Source organism: Ruegeria sp. HKCCA4812 (assembly GCF_013034245.1).
Taxonomy (GTDB): domain Bacteria; phylum Pseudomonadota; class Alphaproteobacteria; order Rhodobacterales; family Rhodobacteraceae; genus Ruegeria.
Map to the genome: position 1 here is coordinate 215,197 of NZ_WQFQ01000004.1, position 25,027 is coordinate 240,223.

At 58.7% G+C, this 25,027-nt stretch carries 23 protein-coding genes; 6 read left to right on the forward strand and 17 right to left on the reverse strand.

What is annotated here, in order from left to right:
* Nucleotides 1–236 precede the first annotated feature (236 nt).
* Nucleotides 237–971: a class I SAM-dependent methyltransferase gene (locus tag GOW04_RS13550; RefSeq protein WP_171229009.1), complete on the reverse strand. Its 735-nt coding sequence runs from the start codon at nucleotides 969–971 to the stop codon at nucleotides 237–239.
* 61 nt (nucleotides 972–1,032) lie between these two features.
* On the opposite strand from GOW04_RS13550, the gene gloB reads away from it, so the two are divergent.
* From gloB to GOW04_RS21965, 3 genes are all read left to right on the forward strand, one after another.
* Nucleotides 1,033–1,800 carry a hydroxyacylglutathione hydrolase gene (gene gloB / locus GOW04_RS13555; protein ID WP_171232890.1) on the forward strand — a complete coding sequence of 256 codons (768 nt, stop codon included), beginning with the start codon at nucleotides 1,033–1,035 and terminating at the stop codon, nucleotides 1,798–1,800.
* A gap of 174 nt (nucleotides 1,801–1,974) precedes the next feature.
* A complete protein-coding gene (gene clpA / locus GOW04_RS13560; RefSeq protein WP_171168952.1) occupies nucleotides 1,975–4,299 on the forward strand; it encodes an ATP-dependent Clp protease ATP-binding subunit ClpA in 2,325 nt (774 codons plus the stop codon).
* A gap of 138 nt (nucleotides 4,300–4,437) precedes the next feature.
* A complete protein-coding gene (locus GOW04_RS21965; RefSeq protein ID WP_171232891.1) occupies nucleotides 4,438–5,325 on the forward strand; it encodes a YHYH protein in 888 nt (295 codons plus the stop codon).
* Nucleotides 5,326–5,374: 49 nt separating this feature from the next.
* On the opposite strand, the gene GOW04_RS13570 is transcribed toward GOW04_RS21965, so the two are convergent.
* The 3 genes from GOW04_RS13570 to GOW04_RS13580 form a co-directional block, all read right to left on the reverse strand.
* Nucleotides 5,375–7,117: a peptidoglycan -binding protein gene (locus GOW04_RS13570; RefSeq protein WP_171232892.1), complete on the reverse strand. Its 1,743-nt coding sequence runs from the start codon at nucleotides 7,115–7,117 to the stop codon at nucleotides 5,375–5,377.
* A 3-nt stretch (nucleotides 7,118–7,120) separates the two neighbouring features.
* On the reverse strand, nucleotides 7,121–8,299 hold the full coding sequence (locus GOW04_RS13575; RefSeq protein ID WP_171232893.1) for a biopolymer transporter ExbB: 1,179 nt from the start codon (nucleotides 8,297–8,299) through the stop codon (nucleotides 7,121–7,123).
* A gap of 69 nt (nucleotides 8,300–8,368) precedes the next feature.
* Nucleotides 8,369–8,899, reverse strand: coding sequence for a gamma-glutamylcyclotransferase (locus tag GOW04_RS13580; protein WP_152459021.1), 531 nt, complete (start codon nucleotides 8,897–8,899; stop codon nucleotides 8,369–8,371).
* Nucleotides 8,900–8,965: 66 nt separating this feature from the next.
* Here GOW04_RS13580 and GOW04_RS13585 point away from each other — a divergent pair, with 66 nt between their 5' ends.
* Nucleotides 8,966–9,964 (forward strand): DUF2125 domain-containing protein, encoded by a 999-nt coding sequence (locus tag GOW04_RS13585; protein ID WP_171232894.1) that lies wholly within the window; start codon nucleotides 8,966–8,968, stop codon nucleotides 9,962–9,964.
* Here the strand turns inward: GOW04_RS13585 and GOW04_RS13590 are convergent.
* The 4 genes from GOW04_RS13590 to GOW04_RS13605 all read right to left on the reverse strand — a co-directional run bounded on the left by GOW04_RS13590 (nucleotide 9,961) and on the right by GOW04_RS13605 (nucleotide 14,273).
* Nucleotides 9,961–10,794 carry an extensin family protein gene (locus GOW04_RS13590; protein WP_171232895.1) on the reverse strand — a complete coding sequence of 278 codons (834 nt, stop codon included), beginning with the start codon at nucleotides 10,792–10,794 and terminating at the stop codon, nucleotides 9,961–9,963. The two genes, GOW04_RS13585 and GOW04_RS13590, sit on opposite strands and share 4 nt — an antisense overlap.
* Nucleotides 10,791–11,711, reverse strand: coding sequence for a prephenate/arogenate dehydrogenase family protein (locus GOW04_RS13595; protein WP_171232896.1), 921 nt, complete (start codon nucleotides 11,709–11,711; stop codon nucleotides 10,791–10,793). The genes GOW04_RS13590 and GOW04_RS13595 overlap by 4 nt, the downstream gene beginning before the upstream one ends.
* Nucleotides 11,708–12,793 (reverse strand): histidinol-phosphate transaminase, encoded by a 1,086-nt coding sequence (gene hisC, locus GOW04_RS13600; RefSeq protein ID WP_171232897.1) that lies wholly within the window; start codon nucleotides 12,791–12,793, stop codon nucleotides 11,708–11,710. Before hisC ends, GOW04_RS13595 begins: the two co-directional genes overlap by 4 nt.
* A gap of 64 nt (nucleotides 12,794–12,857) precedes the next feature.
* Nucleotides 12,858–14,273, reverse strand: coding sequence for an aminotransferase class V-fold PLP-dependent enzyme (locus GOW04_RS13605; RefSeq protein WP_171232898.1), 1,416 nt, complete (start codon nucleotides 14,271–14,273; stop codon nucleotides 12,858–12,860).
* 102 nt (nucleotides 14,274–14,375) lie between these two features.
* Between GOW04_RS13605 and GOW04_RS13610 the strand changes: the two genes are divergently transcribed.
* Entirely contained in the window at nucleotides 14,376–14,837 is a 462-nt protein-coding gene (locus tag GOW04_RS13610) for an Lrp/AsnC family transcriptional regulator (protein WP_152459027.1), read from the forward strand.
* A gap of 131 nt (nucleotides 14,838–14,968) precedes the next feature.
* Here GOW04_RS13610 and rpsD read toward each other — a convergent pair whose 3' ends face one another.
* The 7 genes from rpsD to ugpB form a co-directional block, all read right to left on the reverse strand.
* Nucleotides 14,969–15,589: a 30S ribosomal protein S4 gene (gene rpsD / locus GOW04_RS13615; protein WP_152459028.1), complete on the reverse strand. Its 621-nt coding sequence runs from the start codon at nucleotides 15,587–15,589 to the stop codon at nucleotides 14,969–14,971.
* Nucleotides 15,590–15,829: 240 nt separating this feature from the next.
* Entirely contained in the window at nucleotides 15,830–16,366 is a 537-nt protein-coding gene (locus GOW04_RS13620; RefSeq protein ID WP_171232899.1) for a hypothetical protein, read from the reverse strand.
* A 359-nt stretch (nucleotides 16,367–16,725) separates the two neighbouring features.
* Nucleotides 16,726–17,673, reverse strand: coding sequence for a glycerophosphodiester phosphodiesterase family protein (locus GOW04_RS13625; RefSeq protein WP_254430148.1), 948 nt, complete (start codon nucleotides 17,671–17,673; stop codon nucleotides 16,726–16,728).
* Nucleotides 17,673–18,728 (reverse strand): sn-glycerol-3-phosphate import ATP-binding protein UgpC, encoded by a 1,056-nt coding sequence (locus GOW04_RS13630; RefSeq protein ID WP_171232900.1) that lies wholly within the window; start codon nucleotides 18,726–18,728, stop codon nucleotides 17,673–17,675. The genes GOW04_RS13625 and GOW04_RS13630 overlap by 1 nt, the downstream gene beginning before the upstream one ends.
* A gap of 3 nt (nucleotides 18,729–18,731) precedes the next feature.
* The gene (ugpE, locus tag GOW04_RS13635; RefSeq protein ID WP_152459916.1) at nucleotides 18,732–19,568 is read right to left on the reverse strand and encodes a sn-glycerol-3-phosphate ABC transporter permease UgpE; all 837 of its coding nucleotides are present in this window, start codon (nucleotides 19,566–19,568) and stop codon (nucleotides 18,732–18,734) included.
* 20 nt (nucleotides 19,569–19,588) lie between these two features.
* On the reverse strand, nucleotides 19,589–20,470 hold the full coding sequence (gene ugpA, locus GOW04_RS13640) for a sn-glycerol-3-phosphate ABC transporter permease UgpA (protein WP_152459032.1): 882 nt from the start codon (nucleotides 20,468–20,470) through the stop codon (nucleotides 19,589–19,591).
* Between the two features lie 61 nt (nucleotides 20,471–20,531).
* Nucleotides 20,532–21,842: a sn-glycerol-3-phosphate ABC transporter substrate-binding protein UgpB gene (gene ugpB / locus GOW04_RS13645; RefSeq protein ID WP_171232901.1), complete on the reverse strand. Its 1,311-nt coding sequence runs from the start codon at nucleotides 21,840–21,842 to the stop codon at nucleotides 20,532–20,534.
* A gap of 172 nt (nucleotides 21,843–22,014) precedes the next feature.
* Between ugpB and GOW04_RS13650 the strand changes: the two genes are divergently transcribed.
* Nucleotides 22,015–22,917 carry a LysR substrate-binding domain-containing protein gene (locus GOW04_RS13650; protein WP_171206284.1) on the forward strand — a complete coding sequence of 301 codons (903 nt, stop codon included), beginning with the start codon at nucleotides 22,015–22,017 and terminating at the stop codon, nucleotides 22,915–22,917.
* A gap of 199 nt (nucleotides 22,918–23,116) precedes the next feature.
* Here the strand turns inward: GOW04_RS13650 and GOW04_RS13655 are convergent, their stop codons facing one another.
* Both GOW04_RS13655 and dgcA read right to left on the reverse strand, forming a co-directional pair.
* Nucleotides 23,117–23,977: a D-amino-acid transaminase gene (locus tag GOW04_RS13655; RefSeq protein WP_152459035.1), complete on the reverse strand. Its 861-nt coding sequence runs from the start codon at nucleotides 23,975–23,977 to the stop codon at nucleotides 23,117–23,119.
* Between the two features lie 10 nt (nucleotides 23,978–23,987).
* Nucleotides 23,988–24,953, reverse strand: a complete 966-nt coding sequence (gene dgcA, locus GOW04_RS13660) for an N-acetyl-D-Glu racemase DgcA (RefSeq protein WP_171232902.1) — start codon at nucleotides 24,951–24,953, stop codon at nucleotides 23,988–23,990.
* Nucleotides 24,954–25,027 lie beyond the last annotated feature (74 nt).

The window sequence follows — 25,027 nt, forward strand, 5'->3', positions numbered from 1 at the left end:
AACCCCGGCCAGACGGTCGGGGATCAAAATCACCGGGGATGTAGCAGAGCCGAACCAACCAAGCAATACGCTATAGCGGTAACAGATTTATCCACAAATTGTTATTTTTCATTAACTTACGGCAAGTGCGACGGTTTGAACACATTGGCCCAGTTGAAAAATGTTACGAATATGCAGGTTTTTGCGATTCCTGTGACTTTTTTTCCTCAATTTTTCGCATGGAATTGCCCGGGGTCTCAGGCGGGCTTCAGCAAGCCGTCCAGCGCCTTGATCGGTTTTTTGACCGCATCCTTGGTCACGCTGCCGCTTGGCGGGCGGATATGTTTGCTGACTTCGACCATCAGCACCCCACCGGCCATGACCGTCGGAATCCGCTGGCCGGCCTTTTCGATCAGGTTGCCGGATTTCAACCAGAATCGCCGGAACGACGGAGGCATATACAAGGCCGAGCAATGCACCTCGGGCAGGAAGTGATGCGCTTTAAGCTGGTTCTCCAGCTGAGTTGCCGAGTACGGGCGCCCGAACCCGAACGGGGTCTTGTCCGACCGTGACCACAGACCCGCCCGGTTTGGAACGATGAAGACGGCCCGGCCACCGGGGCCCAGCACGCGCCAACATTCGTCAAGCAACTGGTTTGGCCGTTCCGACGTTTCCAGCCCATGCATCACCACAAGCTTGTCCACGTGGCCGGTCTCGATCGGCCAGAGGGTTTCTTCGGTCAGGACCGAAACGTTGGGCATGCCTGCCGGCCAGGGCATCACGCCCTGCGGTCCCGGCATCAACCCGATGACCCGGCGCGCATCCGACAGGTAGGGGCGCAGCAAAGGCACCGCGAAACCGAATCCCGCCACTGTCTGGCCTTTTGCTTCGGGCCAAAGCTCGATCAGACGCCCGCGAATGGCCGCCTGCGCCGCACGCCCCAATGTGCTGCGGTAATAGAAGTTCCTCAGATCCTGTACATCAAGATGCATTGCGGACATCCGGTCAATCGGCTTAGCTGGGCGTAGTCTAGCAATGAAAGGGCAAAAGGCCATGCCTCTTGAAATCGTTACAATCCCGTGCCTGAGCGACAATTACGCCTTTCTGGCGCATGACGCCGTCACTGGCCAGACCGCGCTGATCGACGCGCCCGAGGCCGCACCGGTCCTGAAGGCGCTGGATGACCGGGGGTGGACGCTGTCACATGTGCTGTTGACCCATCATCACTGGGATCACGTGGACGGGCTTGCGGGAATTTTGGCCAAACAGCCGGCAAAGGTCATCGGGGCCGCCGCTGACGCAAATCGCCTGCCGCCGCTGGATCAGCAAGTCACCGAGGGGGACAGTTTCGAGATAGGCGGCGAACCGGTTCAGGTTCTGGACGTTTCCGGGCACACGGATGGCCATATCGCATTCTACATGCCGCAGAGTTCCGCCGTGTTCACCGCCGACAGCCTGATGGCGCTGGGTTGTGGGCGCCTGTTCGAGGGCACACCCGCGCAAATGTGGGCCTCTTTGAACAAGCTGGCCGCCCTGCCGGACGACACTTTGGTCTGTTCAGGGCACGAATATACACAATCCAACGCCAAATTCGCGATTACAGTCGATCCCGAAAACCAAGCCTTGAAAGATCGCATTGCGGATATCGACCGCGCGCGTGCGGCCGGAAAAGCCACTGTTCCTTCGACTCTGGCCCTTGAAAAGGCCACAAATCCGTTCCTGAGGGCCGCCGATCCGGCGATTCAGGCGAAATTGGGTATGGTGGGTGCTGACCCCGAGGCCGTTTTTGCCGAAATTCGGGCTAGAAAAGACCGGTTCTGATGCCTATTTGCTCCTCTTCAGGGCCACGGTCACAACAAATGTGACTGTCAAGTGAAAGAAAACCCTTGAAGCCGGGCCACGATCAACCAAACTCTAATAGTATGAGGACATGGTTGGGATGGGGTTCCGGCCAAGAAACCGCCCCCTTCTGACCCAAGACAGAGGAGCACCCGCGTGCCTTCATTCTCGAGCACATTGGAACAAGCCATCCACGCGGCCCTGGCGGCTGCGAATGAACGGCGCCATGAATTCGCAACGCTGGAGCATTTGCTGCTGGCCCTTCTGGAAGAACCCGATGCCGTGCGCGTCATGAAAGCGTGCAGTGTCGATCTGGACGAGTTGCGCAGCACTTTGGTGGAGTTCATCGACGAGGATCTTTCGAATCTGGTCACGGATATCGACGGATCCGAAGCCGTACCCACCGCAGCGTTCCAGCGCGTCATTCAGCGCGCCGCGATCCACGTTCAAAGCTCGGGCCGGACCGAAGTGACCGGCGCCAACGTTCTGGTCGCCATATTCGCCGAACGCGAAAGCAATGCCGCCTATTTCCTGCAAGAACAGGACATGACCCGTTACGACGCGGTCAATTTCATCGCGCATGGCGTCGCCAAGGATCCTGCCTACGGCGAAAGCCGCTCGGTATCCGGTGCGGATCAGGTGGAAGAAGACGCCCAGACCACATCCGGCGAAGCCGAACAGAAAGAAAGCGCGCTGGGAAAATACTGCGTGGATCTGAACGCCAAGGCTCGAGCTGGCGATGTCGATCCGCTGATCGGACGCTCGGATGAGGTGGAACGCTGTATCCAGGTGCTGTGCCGCCGCCGCAAGAACAACCCGCTGTTGGTGGGGGATCCGGGTGTAGGCAAGACCGCCATCGCAGAAGGCCTTGCGCACAAGATCGTCGGTGGCGAGGCCCCCGATGTGCTGGCCAATACCACGATCTATTCCTTGGACATGGGCGCGCTGCTGGCCGGAACCCGCTATCGCGGTGATTTCGAAGAACGTCTGAAAGCGGTTGTGACAGAACTGGAGGATCACCCGGACGCGGTGTTGTTCATCGACGAAATCCATACCGTGATCGGTGCCGGGGCGACCTCGGGCGGGGCTATGGATGCCTCGAACCTGCTGAAGCCTGCGCTTCAGGGCGGCAAACTGCGCACCATGGGCTCGACCACCTACAAAGAGTTCCGTCAGCACTTCGAGAAGGACCGTGCGCTGAGCCGCCGGTTCCAGAAGATCGACGTGAACGAACCTTCGGTGGAAGACAGCGTAAAGATTTTGCGCGGGCTGAAGCCTTATTTCGAAGAACATCATGACATCAAATACACCGCTGATGCGATCAAGACGGCGGTCGAGCTGTCGGCGCGTTACATCAACGATCGCAAGCTGCCCGACAAGGCCATCGATGTGATCGACGAGGCCGGCGCGGCGCAGCATCTGGTCGCGGAAAGCAAGCGGCGCAAGACCATTGGCGTCAAAGAGATCGAGGCGGTTGTCGCCAAGATCGCGCGTATTCCGCCCAAGAACGTCACCAAGGATGATGCGTTGGTGCTGAAAGACCTCGAAGCATCGCTGAAACGGGTGGTGTTTGGTCAGGATCTGGCAATCGAGGCGCTGTCCAGTGCGATCAAACTGGCCCGCGCCGGTCTGCGCGAACCTGAAAAACCCATCGGCAACTATCTGTTTGCCGGTCCGACGGGGGTTGGCAAGACCGAGGTGGCGAAACAGCTGGCAGATACCCTGGGTGTGGAACTGCTGCGTTTCGACATGTCGGAATACATGGAGAAACATGCGGTCAGCCGCCTGATCGGTGCCCCTCCGGGCTATGTCGGGTTTGATCAGGGTGGTCTGCTGACCGACGGTGTCGACCAGCATCCGCATTGCGTGTTGCTGCTGGACGAAATCGAAAAGGCCCACCCGGACGTGTTCAACATCCTGTTGCAGGTGATGGACCACGGCGAGCTGACCGATCACAACGGGCGCACGGTGAATTTCCGCAACGTGGTGCTGATCATGACCTCGAACGCGGGCGCGCAGGAACAGGCCAAGGCCGCCATCGGCTTCGGTCGCGATCGGCGCGAAGGCGAAGACACGGCCGCGATCGAGCGCATGTTCACACCGGAATTCCGCAACCGTCTGGATGCCGTGATCTCCTTCGCACCGCTGCCGAAAGAGGTCATTTTGCAGGTAGTCGAGAAATTCGTCCTACAGCTTGAGGCACAACTGCTGGATCGTGGCGTGACCATCGACCTGACCCCAAAAGCTGCCGAGTGGCTGGCCGACAAGGGATATGACGACAAGATGGGTGCACGCCCGCTGGGTCGCGTGATCCAGGAGCACATCAAGAAACCCCTGGCCGAAGAGCTGTTGTTCGGCAAGCTGGCCAAAGGCGGCGTGGTTCGTGTCTCGGTCAAGAAGGGCGAACTGGATCTTGAAATTCTTGGCCCGGACCAACGGCGCATTTCAGGAGACAAACCACCTCTGTTGACGGCAGACTGACCGGAAAACAGACAATTCCTTTAAAGCCCGGCGATCCCCATCGCCGGGCTTTTTCTCTGCTGGCAGCATAAAATGCGACGGAAAAAGACTTCTGCTGCGTGTCATCTTCAATGATGAACGCAAGACAGGGATCGACACGTGAGCAAAATTTCAATCCTCTGGGGCGCCGCCTTTGCCCTATCCGCCGTTGCCGCTGTGGCAACTGCACAGCACAGGTTTCGCTATCACGACGAAACGACCGCAGAACCGTTGAGGTTGGTGCCCGCAACCGAAAACCCCGGGAAAAGCAGCGCCTCGGTGAAAGAAAAAGGCGGAAAAATCAAAGTGACGGGCAATGGTATTCCTGATCATCTGGTTGGCCGGTTTCCAAACCAAGGCAATCCGCACCAGATCGAACAGCAGAAGGTCAGGTTGAAATTGCCTGCAAATCCAACGGCCAAAGGTGCAATCACACCGCTGCAAATGGGGTGGAACTTTGGCGTGTCACTCAACGGGGTTGTGTTCGACCCGCTGGCGGCCGAGTTCTGGCATGGCGACCCCAGGTCCGGGTGGTCCTACAATGCCTTGGGTGGCGCTGTTTCCTTGGGATTGGACGCCAATTATGCCCATGTACAGCCGAACGGAAAGTATCACTATCACGGTGTACCGACGGGGTTGGTCAAGCTGCTGGGATGGTCACCGTCCGAGCATTCACCTCTGATCGGCTATGCGGCAGATGGTTTCCCGATATTTGCCGTCACTGGCGTCGTAGGGGGCAAAGTGACCGAAATGACGTCGTCCTATCGTCTGAAACCCGGCAACCGGCCGGGTGGCGCTGCGCCGGGCGGGCGGCATGACGGCACCTTCAACGAGGACTACGTTTTTGTTCAGGGTCACGGCAATTTGGACCAATGCAACGGCGCCTTCACCGTTTCAGCAGAATACCCTTCAGGAACCTATGCGTATTTTCTGACCGAGGATTACCCCGTGGTACCCCGTTGTTTCATGGGCACTCCGGATCAAAGCTTTCGCTTTGGCAGACGGTAATCGGTTTGACCCCATCACGCAGATTACCCAGGCAAGAGGCAAGGTTTTTCTATCTTTCCGTGAGTTTCAGCTCGATCCGGCGATTCTGCGCCCGCGCCTCGGGCGTGTCAGCCGGATTGACCGGCTGGAACTCACCAAACCCGTTTGCCGCCAGACGATTGGGCGGGATGCCCAGCGCGTCGACCATATAGCGCACAACAGACAACGCGCGACCCTGGCTGAGTTCCCAGTTGTCCCGGTATCGGCCCGAACCGGCCAGCGGAACGTTGTCGGTATGGCCGTCCACCCGGATCACCCAGTTCAGACCGGGCGGAATTTCAGCGGCGACACTGCGCAGGATGTTGGCAACTTTCGCAACCTCCTGCTGCCCTTCCGCGGACAGCACGGCTGATCCTGTCGGAAACAAAACCTCGGACGAAAAGACAAAACGGTCGCCTTCAATCCGCACGCCTTCCTGATCGCCAAGGACATCCCGAAGACGTCCGAAAAATTCCGAACGATAACGTTGCAGATCTTCCGCCTGCGCTGCCAGTTCCTCATTCTGACCGGCCAGTGCTTCGGCCTCGGCCTCGAGACGCAGGCGTTCGGCTTCTTCCAGCAGGCGGCGCCGGCGTTCTTCCGAAGCGGCACGGGCCAGCGCGGCATTCAGGTCCTGACCCAAAGTCTGGATTTGGATTTCGGCGGCCTCGTTGCGCTCTTCGAAATCGTCCAGCAGGGCCTGCAACGACCCCAACTGCCCGCGCAGGGCGGCAATCTGCTGGTTCAGCAGAGCCGCCTCACGCTGGGCCTCGGCTGAGATTTCTTTCTCTTCCGACAATGTCGATTCGGCCAGAGCCAGCAAGGCCTGCCTTTGTTCGGCCAGGGTGCGTTGCTCATCAGCATCCGCCTGCGCTTGCGTTTGCGCCTCCAGGGCGGCTTCAAGCTGGGCGCGCAATTCATCAGGGTTCACGTCGCCGAATTGCCGCTCAAGCTCGGCCCGCGCGGCTTGCGCGGCGGCCAGAAGAGTCAGCGTGTCTTCGGCCTCTTTGCGTTGTGCCTCCAACGCGAGCGTCATGGCCGTCAGTTCGGCATCCGCATCCTGAAGACGGTTTCGCAATGCCTCGGCAGCAGCGGCTTCGACCAGGCGGGCGGCTTCTTCATCGCTCAGTTGCTGTTCAAGGGTGGCGATTTCCGCCGCGCGTTCCTTGCCACTTTGCTCCAGATCCGCAACCATTGCTTCCAGCGCCTCGCGGCGGGCGGCTGCCAATCGGGCCGCTTCCGTCTGCGCATCGATTTCCTCGCGACTTTGTGCAAGGGCAAGGTTCAGCGCCTCTTGTTTCGTCAGCAATTGCTCGCGCTCAGTCTCAAGCGCTGCGATGTCGCCCAAAGCCTGTTCCTGCTCGGCAAGCAGCGCCGCAACCTGTGCTTCGAAATTCGTGATACGGGTCTGCGCCTGATCCAGCGCGGCGGCCTGACGGTCGCGTTCGGTGGTCAGTGAGGCGATCAGCGACTGCGCTTGCGCCAGATCGTCTTCGGCCTGCGACAGCGTCGTGTTCAACGCACCCAGCCTTGCCTGCAAGCGGCTGTTTTCACGCTCTTCCAAACCCAGCGCGCCCGCAAGCGCAGCAACTTCGTCTGCCAGTGTCGTCAGTTCGTCTTCCTGCCCCGAAATGGTCTCGCGCAGAACAAACTGAATCACCATGAAAATGGTCAGAACGAATGTCAGCACCATCAGCAGCCCGGTCATCGCGTCCACGAATCCGGGCCAGACCGAGCCCTGGAAGCGTTGACCGGTGCGGCGGGACAGCGCCATGGACTACTCTCCTTCCGGCGTGGTGCGCACCGCGCCTCGGGGCAGGGTCAGGGCCTTGACCAGCAGTTCGATATCCTTGCGGAATTCGTTCATGCTTTCCTGACGACCCGCCGAAATCTCTTCGAGAATGCGCAGCAACTGCACGTCCATCGAGCGCAGGCGCATCCGGCTTTCGGCGTCGATTCCATCGCCTGCACCGTGTTCGCGCATGCGGTCAAGCAACGCATCCTGCCCCAGCGCAACACGCTCCAGAGCCGAAGTGACGCTTTCGGTATTGGCCTGGCGATTGTTCATCTCGGCAATCACATCGACCAGTTGCCCCAGCTTGGCGGAAACCTCAGCCCGCTCGCTTTCCTGAGCGGCAAACAGATCCTGCAACGCATCCATCTGTTCGGACATGGCATCCAGCACAGGTGTCAGTACGGCGATCTCTGCCCCGCCCTCCTCACCACCGGCAAATCCGACGCGGGTGATCGAGGACAACCATTCTTCGAGCTCGCGATAAAAGCGGTTCTGCCCGTGCCCGGCAAACACTTCGAGCAAACCAACAATCAGCGATCCCGCCAAGCCCAGCAGAGACGACCCGAACGCAACACCCATCCCCTGCAACTGCGCCTCGAGCCCCGTCATCAGGCGATTGAAAACGGCCAGCCCCTCTTCGCCTTCTTGCGGGTTCAGGCTGCGGATGGTGTCGACAATGGCTGGAACGGTTGTCGCCAGGCCAAAGAACGTACCCAGCAGACCCAAATAGATCAGAACATTGGTTATATAACGCGTGATTTCCCGTTCTTCTTCGACACGCTCGGCCACGGAGTCCAGAATGGACCGGGTTGAGGTGGAACTGATCTGTGAGCGCGCGCCTCGCTCGCGCAGCAGCGAAGCCAAAGGCGCCAGCAATTGCGGTGTGCGCGCATCTTCGCGAACGACGCCACCGACAAAGGCCTCGATCCAGCGCACGGACCCGATCAGCTGCGTAACCTGATAAAAACAGGCGAAGACGCCGACAAAGAACACAATCAGGATGAAGCCATTCAGATACGGATTGGCATAAAAAACCGGCAAAACGTATGGAAGCGCCAGAAACACCCCCAGCCCGGACAGGCCGATCGCCATCAACATCAACAGAATTTGTCGAATTGGATGCGAGAAATGGGGTCTCGCGCCCTGATGTGCCTGCGCCATGCGCGTGGTTCCCGGTATTTGCCTGCTTTGTGTCGAATCTAGCGGGATTCCGCGCGTGACGCCAAGAGTTTATGCGGTGATGTCGCGCACCCGTTGCGCCAACCACTCAAGATCATGGTCACGCAGCCCGATCTCGGCCAGATGTTCAACGGTGTTGTAAAGATATTCGTCATTCGGACCGCGCCCGCCAACCGCATGGGCGATGATCCGGGCCTGTTCCTCCAACGGCATCCCGCCGCAATACTGGACGTGGTCGGCATCGATCACATAGGTAACCGCATTGACGATTTCGCCGTTTTCCAGGTGCACATCCAGCATACGTTCAACATAGGCCGAGGAAATCAGCTCGCGCTCGCGCAGCTCGTGCAGCGTACGGTCTTCGTGACCCGCCTCGACCGCAAGGGCCAAACCGGTGCAACTTGCGTTCTCCTGTTCGTCCAGTGCCAGCACCAGGCCGGGTTTTTCTTCGGTCCCACGATGGTGGATCGAGCTCATGCAGAAGGACCGGGAATAACCATGAAGTGTCGCGCGTTCACTGCGTGCCACCGGAAAGCCCGGATTCCACAGCAGTGATCCATATCCGAATACCCACATCGTCATTGCACTGGTCCTTGCCTGTTTCGGCCTATAAACATCAATTCCAAGGCGGGAAAAAGGGCCTTTCGAATGCGTCTGATACGAGTGTTGATTTTTGTTTCCCTGGCATGGAGCGCCTATTGGTTCGTCGCCGGATATGGCCTGCGCTCTGCGATCACTGGCTGGTTCGAACAGCAGGAGGCGCGCGGCTGGCAAGCGGATTTCTCGAATGTCGCGACAGCGGGCTATCCGACCCACCACATGACCCGTCTGAACAATCTGGCGCTGGCGGATCCGGTGAACGGCACGGCATGGAGCGCGGATTGGATCGAATTCAAAAGCCCCGCCATCTGGCCCGGTCGTCAGATATTGCGGTTCGCGGACACACCGCAACGCCTGTCATATTTCGACCAGACATCAACAATTGTGGCCGACGAATTGCTTGCCGAGCTGCAATTGCAGCCCGGCGTCTCGCTCGTGCTGGAGAAAATGGCTTTGACGGCCGGAGCCTGGTTGGTGACGGAAAACTCCACCAAGCTGGCCTCGGGCGACACGCTGAGCCTGATCATGGAACAAACGCCAATTTCAGAAGCCTATTCCATCACCGCCCGCGCGGATGGGTTTACACCGGGGGAAAACCTGCGGGCCCTGATGCATTCCGCAAGTTCATTACCGCAGAGCTTTGAGACGCTGGAACTGGATATGGTCACCACTTTCGACAAGGTTTGGAGCCGGTCCGCCCTCGAAGACAGCCGTCCGCAGCCCGTGGCCATCGATCTGCGTCTGGCCGAGATCAAATGGGGTGAGCTGCGCCTGTTCGCGACAGGCGATCTGGATGTGGACGCCCAAGGTATCCCGACCGGAGAGATTGCCGTCAAAGCCGAAAACTGGCGGGATATGATCGCAATGGCAAACGCGGCAGGAGCCCTTCCTGATCAGGCCGTAGATCCCGTCACCCGAGGGCTGAACTTTCTGGCAGGGCTGGGCGGAAACCCCAACGCGCTGGATCTGCAACTGAATTTCCGCGATGGTTTCGTGGCGCTCGGGCCGCTGCCTTTGGGCCCTGCCCCGCGCCTGATCCTGCGTTAACGGCAGTAGGGTCCGCTGCGATAGCGGGCCGTATCAAGGTGGAAATGATCCTTGTGATAGCGATCGGAATTCGGTCCCAGCACGGTACCAAACGGGCCGCACGCCCCGCGCCAGATCTTCTTGAGCTGTTTCTGAGAAGGGTTCTTGCGCCACCCGTTCAGGACGGTCACCACCTCACCGTCAGCCATTTTGAAACCTGAGATATCGATCGCACGACCCTTGCCATGTTCGGATATCCGCGCGCCTTTGCGGTTGTTGCGGGTTCGGCAGGCATAATGGGCGGCGATTTGCAGCTCGACCACGGGCCCGCGGCGTTTGAAGGTGGGTTTGACGGTCTTGTCGACCCACTTGTTCAACGCAATGGCGGTGCCACAATCCATCGTCGAGGGGCGGCTGAGCATCACACCCGAAACCGAGGTGATCTGCACCGCATCCTTGACACCGCAGGCTGAATTCTTGCTGCCCACACGGCCAACAGGTTTGCCTTGAATGGCAATATCCCCGCAAACAGACCCTTTGCGCAGCTTGCGCCTTTTGAACAACACCTGCTGTTCGACAGACTCGGGCCGCAAATAAGGCATCAAGGACGTGTCCGGCCCCAGAAGCGGCAGTTCCGACGGGCGCGCCGCCGCAGCGGTGACTTGCGGGGAAACCGGACGCGAAACCGGACGCAGGTTGGCAATGTCAGAAGGGGCAGGCGCGCTGACAGCCTGCTCAACAGTCAAAGGGCGCATGAGGGGCACCAAAGACTGGTCAAGGGGCGCGGCCTGAACCGGCGCGGCGCTCAAAGCCACGACCCCGATCAGAATATGCCCCCAGCGCAGTTTCATGAACTTGCCTTTCCCCGCCCAAAGTCCGGCGCATCCGTATCCTGCCCGGCATCGATGATGCCGCGACGAATAGCACGGGTGCGGGTGAAGTAGTCAAACAAATGATCGCCGTCGCCGGTGCGTATGGCGCGTTGCAGGGCAAAAAGCTCTTCGGTGAACCGGCCCAGGATTTCCAGCGTCGCATCCTTGTTGGACAGGAACACATCCCGCCACATGGTCGGGTCGGACGCGGCAATCCGGGTGAAGTCGCGGAAGCCGGCGGCCGAATATTTGATGACTTCGCTGTCGGTTACCCGTCGCAGATCGTCGGCCACGCCAACCATCGTGTAGGCAATCAGGTGCGGCGCATGGGACGTTACGGCGAGGACCAGATCGTGATGATCCGCATCCATCTCATCGACATTCGACCCCATACCCTCCCAAAGCGCGCGCAGGCGGGCAATGGCATCCGGGTCCGAACCCTCGACCGGGACCAACAGGCACCAGCGATTGTCAAAGAGTTCGGCAAACCCGGATTCAGGGCCGGAATGCTCGGTCCCTGCCAAAGGATGCGCGGGGACGAAATGCACACCGTCGGGGATATGCGGTTGCACCGCCCGAATGACGCCCCGCTTGACCGAACCCACATCCGAAACGGTGGCACCGGGTTTCAGCACGGATGCAATTTCTTCTGCAACTGCGCCCATAGCCCCCACAGGCACGCAGAGCACGACAAGATCGGCGCCTTCGACCGCCTCGCGTGCCGTGTCGCAAACACGGTCACACAATCCGATCCTGCGCGCGGTTTCACGGGACTTTTCAGACCGGGCATAACCCGTCACTTCCCGGGCCAGCCCTGCACGTTTCATCGCCCAGAACATGGACGAAGCAATCAGGCCCAGCCCGATCAGCGCAACGCGGTCGTAAATCTGGCTCATGCTGCGCCCTCTTTGAATGCAGTGATCGCTGCAACCACACGGCGGCAGGCTTCTTCGTCGCCCACGGTGATCCGCAAGGCGTTCGGCAGGTTGTAGCCTGCAACCCGGCGGACAATCAAACCCTGCGTTTTCAGGTAGTCATCGCAGGCCTCGGCCTCGGCCCGATCGGCGAAACGCGCTAGGATGAAGTTGGTGCAGGACGGGTCCGACGGCACGCCTGCCTTGGCCAATTGATCGGCCAGCCACACGCGAAGGCGCGCGTTTTCGGCCTGACAGAAGGTCAGGAATTCCACATCGTTTACCGCAGCTTCAGCCGCCGCCAATGCGGTCATTGACAGGTTGAAGGGCTGGCGCACCCGGTTCAGCACGTCGATGATCGGGCGGTGCGCATAGCCCCATCCGACACGCATTCCGCCCAGCCCGTACACCTTTGAGAAGGTGCGCGTCATGATTACATTCTCATGGGCGTCAACCAGCGACGCCCCGCCATCGAACCCATCGACAAACTCCGCATAAGCGCCATCAAGAACCATCAGGCAGGCGTCGGGCAGACCCAACGCCAGACGTTCCAGTTCGTCGTTCGGGATCATGGTCGAAGTTGGATTCCCGGGGTTGGTGACAAACACGATCCGCGTCTGCCCCGTCACCGCGGCGAGAATGGCATCCACATCCACCTTGCGGTCACGTTCGGCCACCATGACCGGCGTCGCGCCGGCCATGCGGGCGATGATCGGGTACATGGAAAACCCGTGCTCGGTATAGATCACCTCGTCCCCCGGCCCCGCGTAGGCCTGGGCGACGAATTGCAATACCTCGTCGCTGCCGACACCGCAGATGATCCGCGCAGGGTCCAGCCCATGGCGTGCGCCGATGGCCGCGCGCAGGCTCGCGTGGTCGGTGCTGGGATAACGATGCAGAGTGGCCGCGCTGTCGCGCACCGCCTCTATGGCCTTGGGACTGGGTCCAAACGGGTTCTCGTTCGAGCTCAGCTTGATCACATGCTCCACTCCCGCCACATGCGACTGGCCGCCCTGATACAGCGCGATGTCCATAATGCCGGGTTGTGGGGTGATCTTGGTCATGAGAGGCTCCGTTGAATGGGCCTCTCATACCTGTCTCAAAGGTTTGAGAAAAGCGGCAATTCCCTCATGCGGCCTTGAAGCGCGCTGTTGCCGGGTCAGCGTTGTAGTAAGGCGTGAATTCTTCGGTCCGGTGCGACAGGTCATTGACGCTGTCGATGATGAACTGAACCGTCTCTTCGCTCATCAGATATGAGAAATTCAGACGCACCCAGCCGGGTTTTTTCATTTCTTCCCCGGCGGACAAGGCAGCGTGCAGCGCCTCTGACGTTGCCTGATCGATCCCCAGCAAGCGGTGGGCGTAGGGTCCGGCACAGGCACAGCCGCCCCGCGCCTGAATGCCGTAGATATCGCTGAGCATCCGCGTGAACAGCTGCTGATGCACGGGCTGGCCCGCAGTGTCGCGCACCAGGAAGGAAAAGATCGGCAGACGGTGCGCTTTCTCGACCCCAAGCAGGGTCAGGTTCGGGTTGTTCTTCCAGCCGTCCAGCGCCATTTGATTATACTGCGCCTCACGCCGGGCGATTTCGTCCGTTCCGACGACATCCTTGACGATGAAGGCCAGCGCCGCACGAATGTCTCCGATCACGTTGGGCGTCCCGGCCTCTTCCCGGGTGGACAGATCGGTGCTGTAGTCGTGCCGCCACGGTGACACGAAACTGACGGTTCCACCGCCGGGCCAGCTGGGGCACGTCCGTTTCACGGCCGATTGGTTCACAACCAAAACGCCTGACGCGCCCGGGCCACCGGGAAACTTGTGCGGCGAAACCACAATCGCATCCTTTCGGGCCCTTTCCGGCCCCATGTCCATCGGCAGGTAGGGCCCACCACCGGCATAGTCCCAAACGGCCAAGGCACCATACGCCTTGAGCATCCGCGTGACCGGATCAGGATCGGTGACAATGCCCGTTACGTTGGACGCGGCAGAAAAGGATCCGACCACCAAATCGGCATCCACATGGGCCTCCAGCGCGGCTTTCAGCGCATGCAGGTCCACACCACCGCCCTCGGCCTCGGGGATTTCGATGACACGTGCCTTGCTTTCGCGCCACGGCAGAATGTTTGAGTGATGCTCGTACGGGCCGATCAAGACAACCGGCTGGTCAGCCTCTGCCACCCCTAGCAGGCTGACCAACCGATTGAGCCCCGCAGTGGCGCCGGACCCGGTAAAGATCACCGCGTCCTCTTCCCGCGCGCCAACAATGCGGGCTATTTCCGCCCGCGCTTCGCGGCGCAGACGTGTCATGTAGGACCCACAGTAGGAGGCCTCGGTGTGACTGTTTGCGTAAAACGGCAATACGTCCTGCGCCACAAAATCCTCGACCTGCCGCAACGCGCGGCCCGAAGCGACGTAATCCGCATAGACAAGCGGCACGTCTCCAAGCAGACCCGGGATCAGAACGTTCTCGCCGATCAGCCCATCGCGCAGATTTGAATTGTGAGCGGTGGAACAGAGTTCCGCACGAAATTTGGACAGGGTCATGACATTGGCTCCTTACTGCCATACCAATGTGATATTTCTGGCCCGAGAAAACTTCACATATCTTTGCGTGGATTTTAAAAAATTTGTGTCATATGATCAGTTATGACATCAAAAATAGATCAAATTGATACACGCATTCTGAAAGAGCTGCAAAAGGACGCCACCCTGTCACAGCGGGAATTGGCGGATCGGGTTGGCCTGTCCCAGAATGCCTGCTGGCGGCGCTTGAAGGCCCTGAACGAAAACGGTGTGCTGATCGGATCCACGGCCCGCATCGCACGAGAAGAACTGGGGTTGAGCCTTGTGGTCTTCGTCATGCTCCGCACCCGACACCACTCTGCCCAGTGGCTTCAGGCGTTTCGGAGCCATGTTCTGACAATCCCGGAAGTGGTGGATTTTCATCGGATCGGAGGGGATTACGACTATCAGCTGAAAGTCGTAACGCAGGACATGTCGTCATATGACAAGGTCTATCAACGATTGATCGAAAAGGTCGAGCTGGACAGCGTGACCTCGTATTTCGCGATGGAAGCGATCGCCGAAGGCAGGCCCCTGCCGATCTGACACGCACTTCATTTGCCCAAAAACACCCTAAGGAGTCGCGGGCAATGTCGCGATGACGGCTTCGCCATGGGCAAACCATAAAAAAGACCGCGCCAAAAGCGCGGCCTTTCAGAATTCGATTGCGGCGAAGATCAGTTCTTCGCGTAGAATTCGACGACCAGGTTCGGTTCCATGACGACCGGGTAAGGCACATCGCTGAGGCCCGGCGCGCGCACGAACGTCGCGGTCATTTTCGAGTGGTCGGCGTCGATGTAGTCAGGAACGTCACGCTCGGCCAGCGCAACGGCTTCCAAGACAACTGCCAGTTGTTTGGATTTGTCACGTACCTCAATCACGTCACCTTCTTTGACGCGGTAGGACGGGATGTTTACACGCTTGCCGTTCACTTTGACGTGGCCGTGGTTCACGAACTGGCGTGCGGCAAAAACAGTTGCGACAAACTTGGCGCGATAGACCACAGCGTCCAGGCGGCGCTCCAGCAGACCGATCAGGTTTTCACCGGTGTCGCCCTTCACACGCTCGGCTTCGGCGTAGATGCGGCGGAACTGCTTCTCGGTCAGGTCGCCGTAATAGCCTTTCAGCTTCTGCTTGGCCCGCAGCTGCAGACCGAAGTCCGACAGTTTGCCCTTGCGGCGCTGGCCATGCTGGCCGGGGCCGTATTCGCGACGGTTGACCGGGGATTTCGGACGACCCCAGATGTTTTCGCCCATCCGGCGGTCGATTTTGTACTTGGCAGACGTGCGTTTGGTCACGGCTGATCTCCTTCGTTAGGTCGAAGCCCTGACGGGCCACTATGAAGGGCGTTGTCCTCTTGAGGTCTCCCCCATGACAGGCATCCCCTTGCGGGGGCCACCAACACCAATGAAGCCGCGCTTATATCCGCAATGCTGGCGGAGTCAACACAGCATTCCGCAAAGTTCAGAAAAACGATCAGGGCAGACAGCCAGCGGACCCGGCAGCGCGCCGAAACCGTCTGGCGGCGCCTTGAAATCCTAGTTTGAGGCCGGGAAAGAAACTACCGTCGCGCCGCTTTTCGCGGCGGGGTTTGGGTTCATCGCAAGCTCGGTCACTTCGACAATCCAGAACTCTTCATCCCGTGGCGGGCAAGCGCCTTCGAACACGAGAGCCCGCGACGTATCGTTGCCATCGGCAACAAGCTTGGCAGAGAACTTCTGCGCACCATTGGTAAGGGTAAGGGCTCCGGCCACGTGGCCTGGAATGTCACGGACAATTGGAAAGTGGCTGTTCACCTGGCTGGCAACGCCCCCGACATTTCCTATTTTTTCGATGCTTTGTTCGGCAGCCTCGCTCATGACGATTGCTTGACCACGCCATGACCATGCCGATCCGATCGCCAAACAGGAAAGAGGAGCATCTTCAAGCCCGTCAATTTCCGTCTGACACCAGGAAATAGCTATTTGACCGTTTGTTCCGGCTCTCATCTGCCCACTCGCACTTACAACACCCCAACACTTAATTTTATCCTTATCAGCACAAATTCCGGCGGAAAAGAGACAGAACTGCAGCAATCACAAGATTGTTGTTAATGTGACTCAATTTTTGGCGCCATCCGTCAGGGGTGACGGCCCGTCGATGACGGTTGTGGTCAGCGATGGCCGAAACCGATGCCAGATATCAATTCCAATTCATCGGAGAACGTGCAGAACGCTGTCCCGACAACTGCGGGTACAACGCTCAGAGCAACGGGGGCAGTGTTCCGGAGTTCCGTCAGCCGCGCGCCCAAGAACGGTTTCCTGAGATAAGGCTCTCATCAAATCAGGCCGCAAAACACGCGAGTCCTGAGCGTCAATGGGCTGAAGGGCCTTTGTTTGAGTCAATTTTCAAATGGCGCAGGAAATTCATCCATGTCACCCTCGGGGTACCGGGATCACCGGTGCGCTACGGCCCAACGGAAGCCTGACTCCGACAATTGTCTTTGAACCCGCCCGGGATAGTCGGATACGATTGCGTCCACGCCCAGATCGATCATCCTGCCGATATCTTCGTGTTCGTTGACTGTCCACACGACGACGCACAGGCCCAGCTCTTTTGCGCGCGTGACGTTTTCGGGCGTTACATCCGCAAAGTACGGGCACCAAAGCGAACCGCCAGCCTGCTTTACCAAGTTTGGAATTTCGTCGCGACGGCCACGAAAGTCCGGGCAAACGGACTTTGAGGAATCCTCGCCAACATCGTCGGCATTGTCCGGAAGTTGCGTCAGGTAGGATGAAGGCATATCCGGAGCTTGCCTCTGACACTCCGCCAACAGGTTCCAATCAAAACTGTGAAGCACCGCGCGCGAAGATAAACCCTTGCCGCGAACATCCCGAAGTACTCGGCGGACAAAGTTCTCTCGGTACAGCGCATCATGGGCCAGGTCGGGGTCCGACTTCAGCTCGAGCATCAGATGGGCATCACGGTATTTCGGGTCATCGACCAAATCGAGCAGATCCAACAGCCTTGGAACACGAACATCGTCCATTTGCGCCTGATCCGGGAAACGTTGGCCATAGGCGGAATGGCCGTCCAGACGCCCGATATCGAATTGTCGGATCTGTTCGTAAGTCAGCGAGGATACTTTCGGCTCTTCCCCGGCCAGAAACAGGCCATTGCCATCGCGGAAACTGGCCGAATGCAGGCGATGATTGTGCGTAATGACCGGCACTTCGTCGGCTGTCAGGACAACGTCAAACTCAAGAAGCGGGACGCCGATGGAAAGTGAAAAGTCAAAGCCGAACATGCTGTTTTCAGGCAACACGCCCCGTGCCCCACGATGCCCCACGACCCGGATCAGGTTCTCCCCACCGCGAAAGGCCTCAACCTGTTGAAACGCCATCAGCCTTCCAGCCTTTTGCCTGTCGCGTGGTCAAACAAATGCATGTTCTCCGGTGCCACCGAGAACCGCATAATCGGATGGCGTCCTTCGATCGGGTGGACACCGGGCAGGCTTGCCGTGATCGCGCTTTCAGAGCCCGACAGGTGACCGTGCAGCAACGTGTTGGCCCCAAGCGGTTCAGCCATCTGAATCGCGGCTTCAAGCGGGCCATTGTCATCCGACAACAGGTGCTCTGGTCTTATGCCAAGCTTCACGGCGCAGTCCGGACCCCCAGAGGGGCCGACTTCGATTTCTCCGATCTTGACCGCCCCGTTTTCGCGCCGTGCTTCGAATATGTTCATTGCCGGGCTGCCGATGAATTGCGCGGCAAACAGCGTTTGTGGAGTTTCATAGACCTCGAGCGGCGTGCCGATCTGTTCGGCGATGCCGCCGTTCATCACGATCATCCTGTCCGCCATCGTCATTGCTTCGACCTGGTCATGCGTGACGTAAAGTGACGTGATCCCAAGTTTTTCCTGAAGTTCGCGTATTTCCAGACGCATCTGAACACGAAGCTTGGCATCCAGGTTCGAGAGCGGCTCATCAAACAGGAAAACAGCGGGCTCGCGGACAATGGCCCGGCCCATCGCCACCCTCTGGCGCTGACCGCCGGACAACTGCCTGGGTTTGCGATCCAGCAAAGGTTCAAGCTGCAACAGCTTAGCCGCCTGGGTCACCTTTTGATCGATCTGAGCCTTGGGCAGCCCCGCGATCTTGAGGCCATACCCCATGTTCTGACGCACTGACATATGTGGGTAGAGCGCGTAGTTCTGGAACACCATGGCGATGTCGCGATCCATGGGCTCTTTGTCATTGGCGCGTTCACCGCCGATCCGGATCTCCCCGGACGTAACCGTTTCCAGCCCCGCCACCATCCGCAACAATGTGGACTTGCCGCAGCCTGACGGGCCGACGATCACGATGAACTCTCCATCGGCGATATCGACATCAACGCCGTGGATCACATCCGTCGGGCCAAAGCTCTTTTTGACATTCTCTAGAGTAACTGTTGCCATTTCTTACTTCTCGCTATCGACAAGGCCACGGACAAAGAGCTTTTGCATCGACACCACCACGATGACCGGCGGGATCATCGCCAGAATGGACGTCGCCATGATCGTCGGCCAATGCGCAAAGTCGTCACCGGACGGGAACATCTGCTTGATACCCATCACGATGGTATTCATTTCGGGATCGGTGGTGATCAGCAGCGGCCAAAGGTACTGGTTCCACCCATAGATGAACAGGATCACGAACAGTGCGGCGATGTTGGTCCGGCTCATGGGGACGACGATATCGATGAAGAACCGCATCGGTCGCGCGCCGTCGACCCGGGCTGCCTCGGCAAGCTCATCGGGGATGGTCAGAAAGAACTGACGGAACAGGAAGGTTGCTGTGGCCGAGGCGATCAGGGGAAAGATCAGCCCGTAATAGCTGTTGAGCATGCCGAACCCAGCGACAACTTCGAACGTCGGAACGATGCGGACTTCGACCGGCAGCATCAGGGTCAGGAAGATCAGCCAGAAGAACGTCGTTCGTCCGGGAAAGCGGAAATAGACAATCGCGAAAGCCGACAGCAGAGAGATGATGATTTTGCCGACTGCAATTCCGATTGCCATCACCAGGCTGTTGAACAGCATCGTGGCAACGGGCACATTTACCCCCGAGAAAAGCGCCGCCTTGTAGTTCACCCAGAACTGATCGCCGGGCACGACAGGCATCGGTGGCGAGACGATCTCGGCCTGGGTCACGGTCGAAGCCACGAAGGCAAGCCATATCGGGAAAAATATGATCAGGACACCGAGGATCATGAGGGCATGGGACAACCAGATGCCCGCGCCGCGTTTTTCGACCATTCCGTGTTGTTGGGCCGCCATCAGTAATGCACCCTCTTTTCCACGTATTTGAACTGGATGACCGTCAACAGGCCCACGACGATCAGCAAGATGACCGATTGCGCCGAAGACGAGCCGAGGTCCTGCCCCACAAACCCGTCCGAGAATACCTTGTAGACAAGGATTGTCGTCGACTGTTGCGGCCCGCCGCCGGTGATCGTGTGGATCACGCCAAAGGTTTCGAAGAAGGCGTAAACGACGTTCACCACCAGCAAGAAGAACGCCGTCGGCGACAGCAGCGGCAGCACGATCGTGAAGAATCGGCGCCAGAAATGCGCGCCGTCAATCGCCGCCGCCTCGATCACGGATCTTGGAACGGATTGCAGGGCAGCGAAAAAGAACAGGAAGTTATAGCTTATGCGCCCCCAGGCAGAGGCAACGACCACCAGCCCCATGGCTTCGGTGCCGTTCAGAACGTGGTTCCAGTCATACCCAAGCTGGCCGAGGTACCACGACACGACACCGACGCGCGTGTTGAACATGAACAGCCACAGAACGCCCGCAACGGCAGGAGCGACAGCGTAGGGCCAGATCAGCAAAGTCCGATAGACCCCGGACCCTTTGATCAATCGATCCGCAATGACCGCAAGAAACAAGGCAGGGATCATCGAGCACAACGTGACCAGCGTGGAAAACACCGCCGTTGTCACGAAAGAGGCGCGATAAAACTTGTCACTCAGCAGGAATTCAAAGTTGCCGAGCCCCACGAATTGGGACGACAGCCCGAACGGGTCAGGTATGAACAGCGACTGCCAGATGGCCTGACCAGCGGGGTAGAAAAAGAAAACAGCGGAAATGATGACCTGAGGGGCGATCAACGCCAATGGCAACAGCCAGCCGCGAAAGGTGACGCGTTTTTCCATCCTGAAAACCCACCGAAGAAAGAAAATGCGGGCCCTGAAAAGGCCCGCATAACGTTACGACTTATTGATTGGCGGATTCGAACCGGCGCAGCAACGCATCACCGCGTTCCTTCGCGCTGTCCATCGCTTCCTGAGCGGTCTTCTCACCGGACCAGATCGCCTCAAGCTCTTCGTCGATGATGCCCCGGATCTGGTCGAACGATCCCAAGCGCAATCCTTTCGAATTTGCGGTCGGCTCTTTCGCGGTCATCTGGATCACTGCGACGTCGGTACCCGGGTTTTCGTCATAAAAACCTGCGGCACGCGTAACCTCACCCGCTTCTGTCGTGATTGGAAGGTAACCGGTGTTCTGGTGCCAGGCCGCTTGTACATCAGGTGATGACAGGAAGCTCAGGAACTCTCCGACGCCCTTATACTCTTCCGGCTCATGACCCTCCATCACCCATAGAGACGCGCCACCGATGATGGTGTTTTGCGGCTCACTGGTGACGGATTCCCAATAGGGCAGCGGACGCACGTCGAAATCGAACTCGGCCTCTGCCTTGATGCCGGCGTATCCGGCCGAACTTTCGGTGAACAATGCGCACTCGCCTGACCGGAAGTTCGCACCACCTTCGTTTCTGCGGCCGGTATAGATGAACTTGCCGTCCTTGGCCCAGTCACCCATCGCGGTCAGATGTGCAACCTGCACCGGACCGTTCAGCATCAGCTCGGTATCCAGACCGGCAAATCCGTTGTCCCGTGAGGCAAAGGGAACGTCGTGATAGGCTGAAAGGTTTTCAAGGTGAATCCAGCTTTGCCATGCTGTCACCAGCGGGCAATCCTCGCCACCTGCCTTCAGCTGCTCGAGCACTTCGCCGACTTTTTCCCAAGTGGACAGATCCGTGTCCGGATCAACGCCTGCTGCTTGCATGGCATCGCGGTTGACCCACAGGACCGGCGTCGAGGAGTTGAAGGGAAGCGACAGCATCTCTCCGTCAGTGGTTGTGTAGTAGCCTTTGACGGCGCCAATATACGCGTCGGGATCAAAAGACGCGCCGCTTTCGGCCATCACTTCATAGACCGGCTTGATCGCCCCTTTGGCTGACATCATTGTCGCCGTGCCGACTTCGAACACCATCAGGATATGTGGCTGTTCACCGGCCCGGAATGCTGCAATCCCGGCATTCAGGGTTTCCGAGTAGTTGCCCTTGTGGCTTTCGACCACGACGAACTCATCCTGACTGGCGTTGAATTCTTCAACCTGTCCTTTGACAAGTTCCCCTAGGCGACCGGTGAAGGCGTGCCAGAACTGGACTTCGGTTTGCGCCATTGCCGCCAAGGGGGACAAGGCTGTGGTGATGGCAATCGCGCCAAGCAGATTCTTTTTCATGATTCCTCCCATGCATCAGGGTTGATGCTTCGTTGAATACCGACCGCAACGCGTAAACGGCACACATGACGATTTCACGACGTTAACGTTACAAAAATATAATTCAAGGCCTATCTACTTGGTGAAAAAATAACATAGTGTTATGAAATGGCGCGGCAGATCGGGATCAGCAATGAGTCAAATTCTGAGAGTTCGGCAGTTGGAGGCCCTGATGGCCGTGACCACCAACGGGTCTGTCACGGCCGCGGCGGCTGATCTGGGCGTGACCCAGCCAGCTGTCAGCAGATTGCTGTCCGATCTTGAAAAGTCGCTCGGGTTTCAGCTTTTTGACCGTCGGGAAGGCCGATTAGTACCAACGCAGGAGGTTCGCTATCTCTTGCCCAGCGTCGAGCGCGTTCTCGAATTGATGAGACAAATTTCGGATGTCAGTCAGGATATCACACAACGCAAAGCAGGGCACATCCGTGTCGCTTGCCTGCCGGGATTTGCCACCAGCCATTTGCCCAAAGTCGTCGCCGGTTTCCTGAAGGATCGGCCCGGTGTCACCCTGACGATCGAACCAGACAGACCTGAACGCATTCTGGAATGGATGATCGGCGAGCAGTATGATTTCGGAATCACTGACAGCTTTCACGGTCATCCGGCGGTAGAAAGCAGGGACATCGACGTTCGCACGGTGTGCGTGTTCCCCACCGGGCACGAGTTGGAAGGCCTTTCCGAAATTACTCCGGCGGATCTCGCGCACAGCAAAATCATCCACACCCGACGCGACAGCGATTTTTTCGGGCGGCTTTCGAAAGTGTTTCAACATGCCAATGTCGAATTGAACTCGCATATCGAGGTCAGGCAGTTCACGGCAGCATGTGAATTGGCGCTGGAAGGTGTCGGAGTCTCGGTCGTTAGCGAGCTGGATGCTGTCCAATACACGTCGAGGGGATTGAGTTATCGGCCGTTCAAGCCGTCTTTGACGCATACCCTTTCGTTGGTGCGTCCAATTCTGAAGCAACCGTCATTGGTAACGCTGGAATTCATCGAACAGTTTCAGGAAAGCCTGAGCCCTTTCAAGGTCGGGTAGCCCCGCATTCGACCATGTTCTTGTCACACCGCAGGAACTGATCCGACAACAAGACCGGTGTCCCGGTGGAAAGTCGCATGTGATCTGCTCGTGCTCAGCGGGGTCTACAGCGAAACTCCCTGCACTGCCACCGGGACCCGGCTGATGTTGGCACGGCGCCGCAACAATTTACTGCGACGCCGTTCAACTTGGTGGTTCTTCAGATCGCGGCCTTTCGGCTTTCATCCAGGTAAATTTCACGAAGGCGTTTGGCAATCGGACCGGGTGTACCATCACCCAACGTGACTCCGTCAATTTCCACCACCGGCATCACGAAAGCACTGGCCGAGGTCGTGAACGCCTCATCAGCCTCTTTGGCTTCGTCGATGGTAAACAGCCGCTCTTCAACTTCCATCTGTGCTTCGGCTGCCATGCGCAGCACGGCCTTGCGAGTGATCCCGTGCAGGATGTCGTTGGACAGCGGGCGGGTCACGATCTTGCCGTTCTTGACGAAATAGGCGTTGTTGCTGGTGCCCTCGGTCACAAAGCCGTCCTCGACCAGCCATGCATCGTCGCACCCCGCTTTCTTGGCCATCATCTTGCCCATGGAAGGGTAAAGCAGTTGCACGGTTTTGATGTCGCGGCGACCCCAACGGATGTCCTCGATCGAGATGATCTTGGCACCTTTCCGTGCCGCCGGGCTGTCAGCCAGCCCGGGCTTGTTCTGGGTGAACAGAACCAGGCTGGGTTTGGTATCGGCCGAAGGGAAGACAAAATCCCGGTCACCGTCACTGCCGCGCGAAACCTGAAGGTAGACCAGGCCCTCTTCGATGCCGTTCAGATCAACCAGCTTGCGGTGGATTTCCAGCAGCTCTTCCTTGGTGCAGGGCTCGGCCATCTCCAGCTCGTCCAGAGACCGCTTCAGGCGCACCGCGTGGCCCTCGAAATCGATCAGCTTGCCATCCAGTACACTGGTCACTTCGTAAACCGCGTCTGCAAACAGGAAGCCACGGTCAAAGATGGATACCTTGGCCTCGGTCTCGGGCAGGTATTCGCCATTTACATAAACGGTACGGGTCATGTTTGTCTCCTCAGCCCCAGAGCGCCGCTTCGGGCGGGTGAACTCCGGCGTCGTCAAAAATCAGCGGGGTGTCCCGGTCTTCGGCCAACAGAAGCGGGCCGTCAAGGTCCGTCACCATCGCACCCTGCGCCAACAGTGTCGCGGGCGCCATGGCAAGCGAACTGCCAACCATGCAGCCGACCATGATGTCATACCCTTCCACGATTGCGGCTTTGCGCAGTTCAAGCGCCTCGGTCAGGCCACCGGTCTTGTCGAGTTTGATGTTGATGACATCGTATTTCCCCTTCAGCCCGGGCAGGCTGGCGCGATCATGGCAGGACTCGTCGGCGCAGACGGGCACCGGGCGGTCCATTCCGATCAAAGCGTCGTCGTCACCGGCCGGCAATGGCTGCTCGACCAGCGCTACGCCCAAACGCACCAGATGCGGGGCGAGGTCGGCGTAAACCTCGGCCGACCAGCCTTCGTTCGCATCCACGATGATCCTGGCGTTCGGAGCACCGGCACGCACGGCCTCGAGCCGGGGCATGTCATCTGGCGTGCCCAGCTTGATCTTCAGAAGCGGGCGGTGCGCGTTCTCGGCCGCCTGAGACTGCATTGCCTCCGGAGTATCCAGCGACAGAGTATAGGCCGTGATCTCGGGTCCGGGCACCGGCAGGCCCGCCAAATCCCAGGCGCGCTTACCCGCGCGTTTGCTTTCCAGATCCCACAAAGCACAATCCACGGCGTTCCGGGCGGCACCGGCAGGCAGCAGATCCATCAGCGACCGGCGGCTGAACTCAGCAGGCAGACCGGCGATCTCGGCCTCGACCGACTCGAGCGTTTCGTCATAACGCGCATAAGGAACGCATTCGCCCCAGCCCTGATGCGTTCCGTCCGACACCCGCACCGTCAGCACCTTTGCTTCGGTCCGTGACCCGCGCGAAATGGTAAACACCTGCGCCAACTGAAACACATCGCGAGAGACTTCTATCTGCACGCACCTGCTCCTTCATCTTTTCCCAAATACTCCCGCCAGAGGCGGAACCGGCCCGCCGCCGGCGGGCCGGTTGG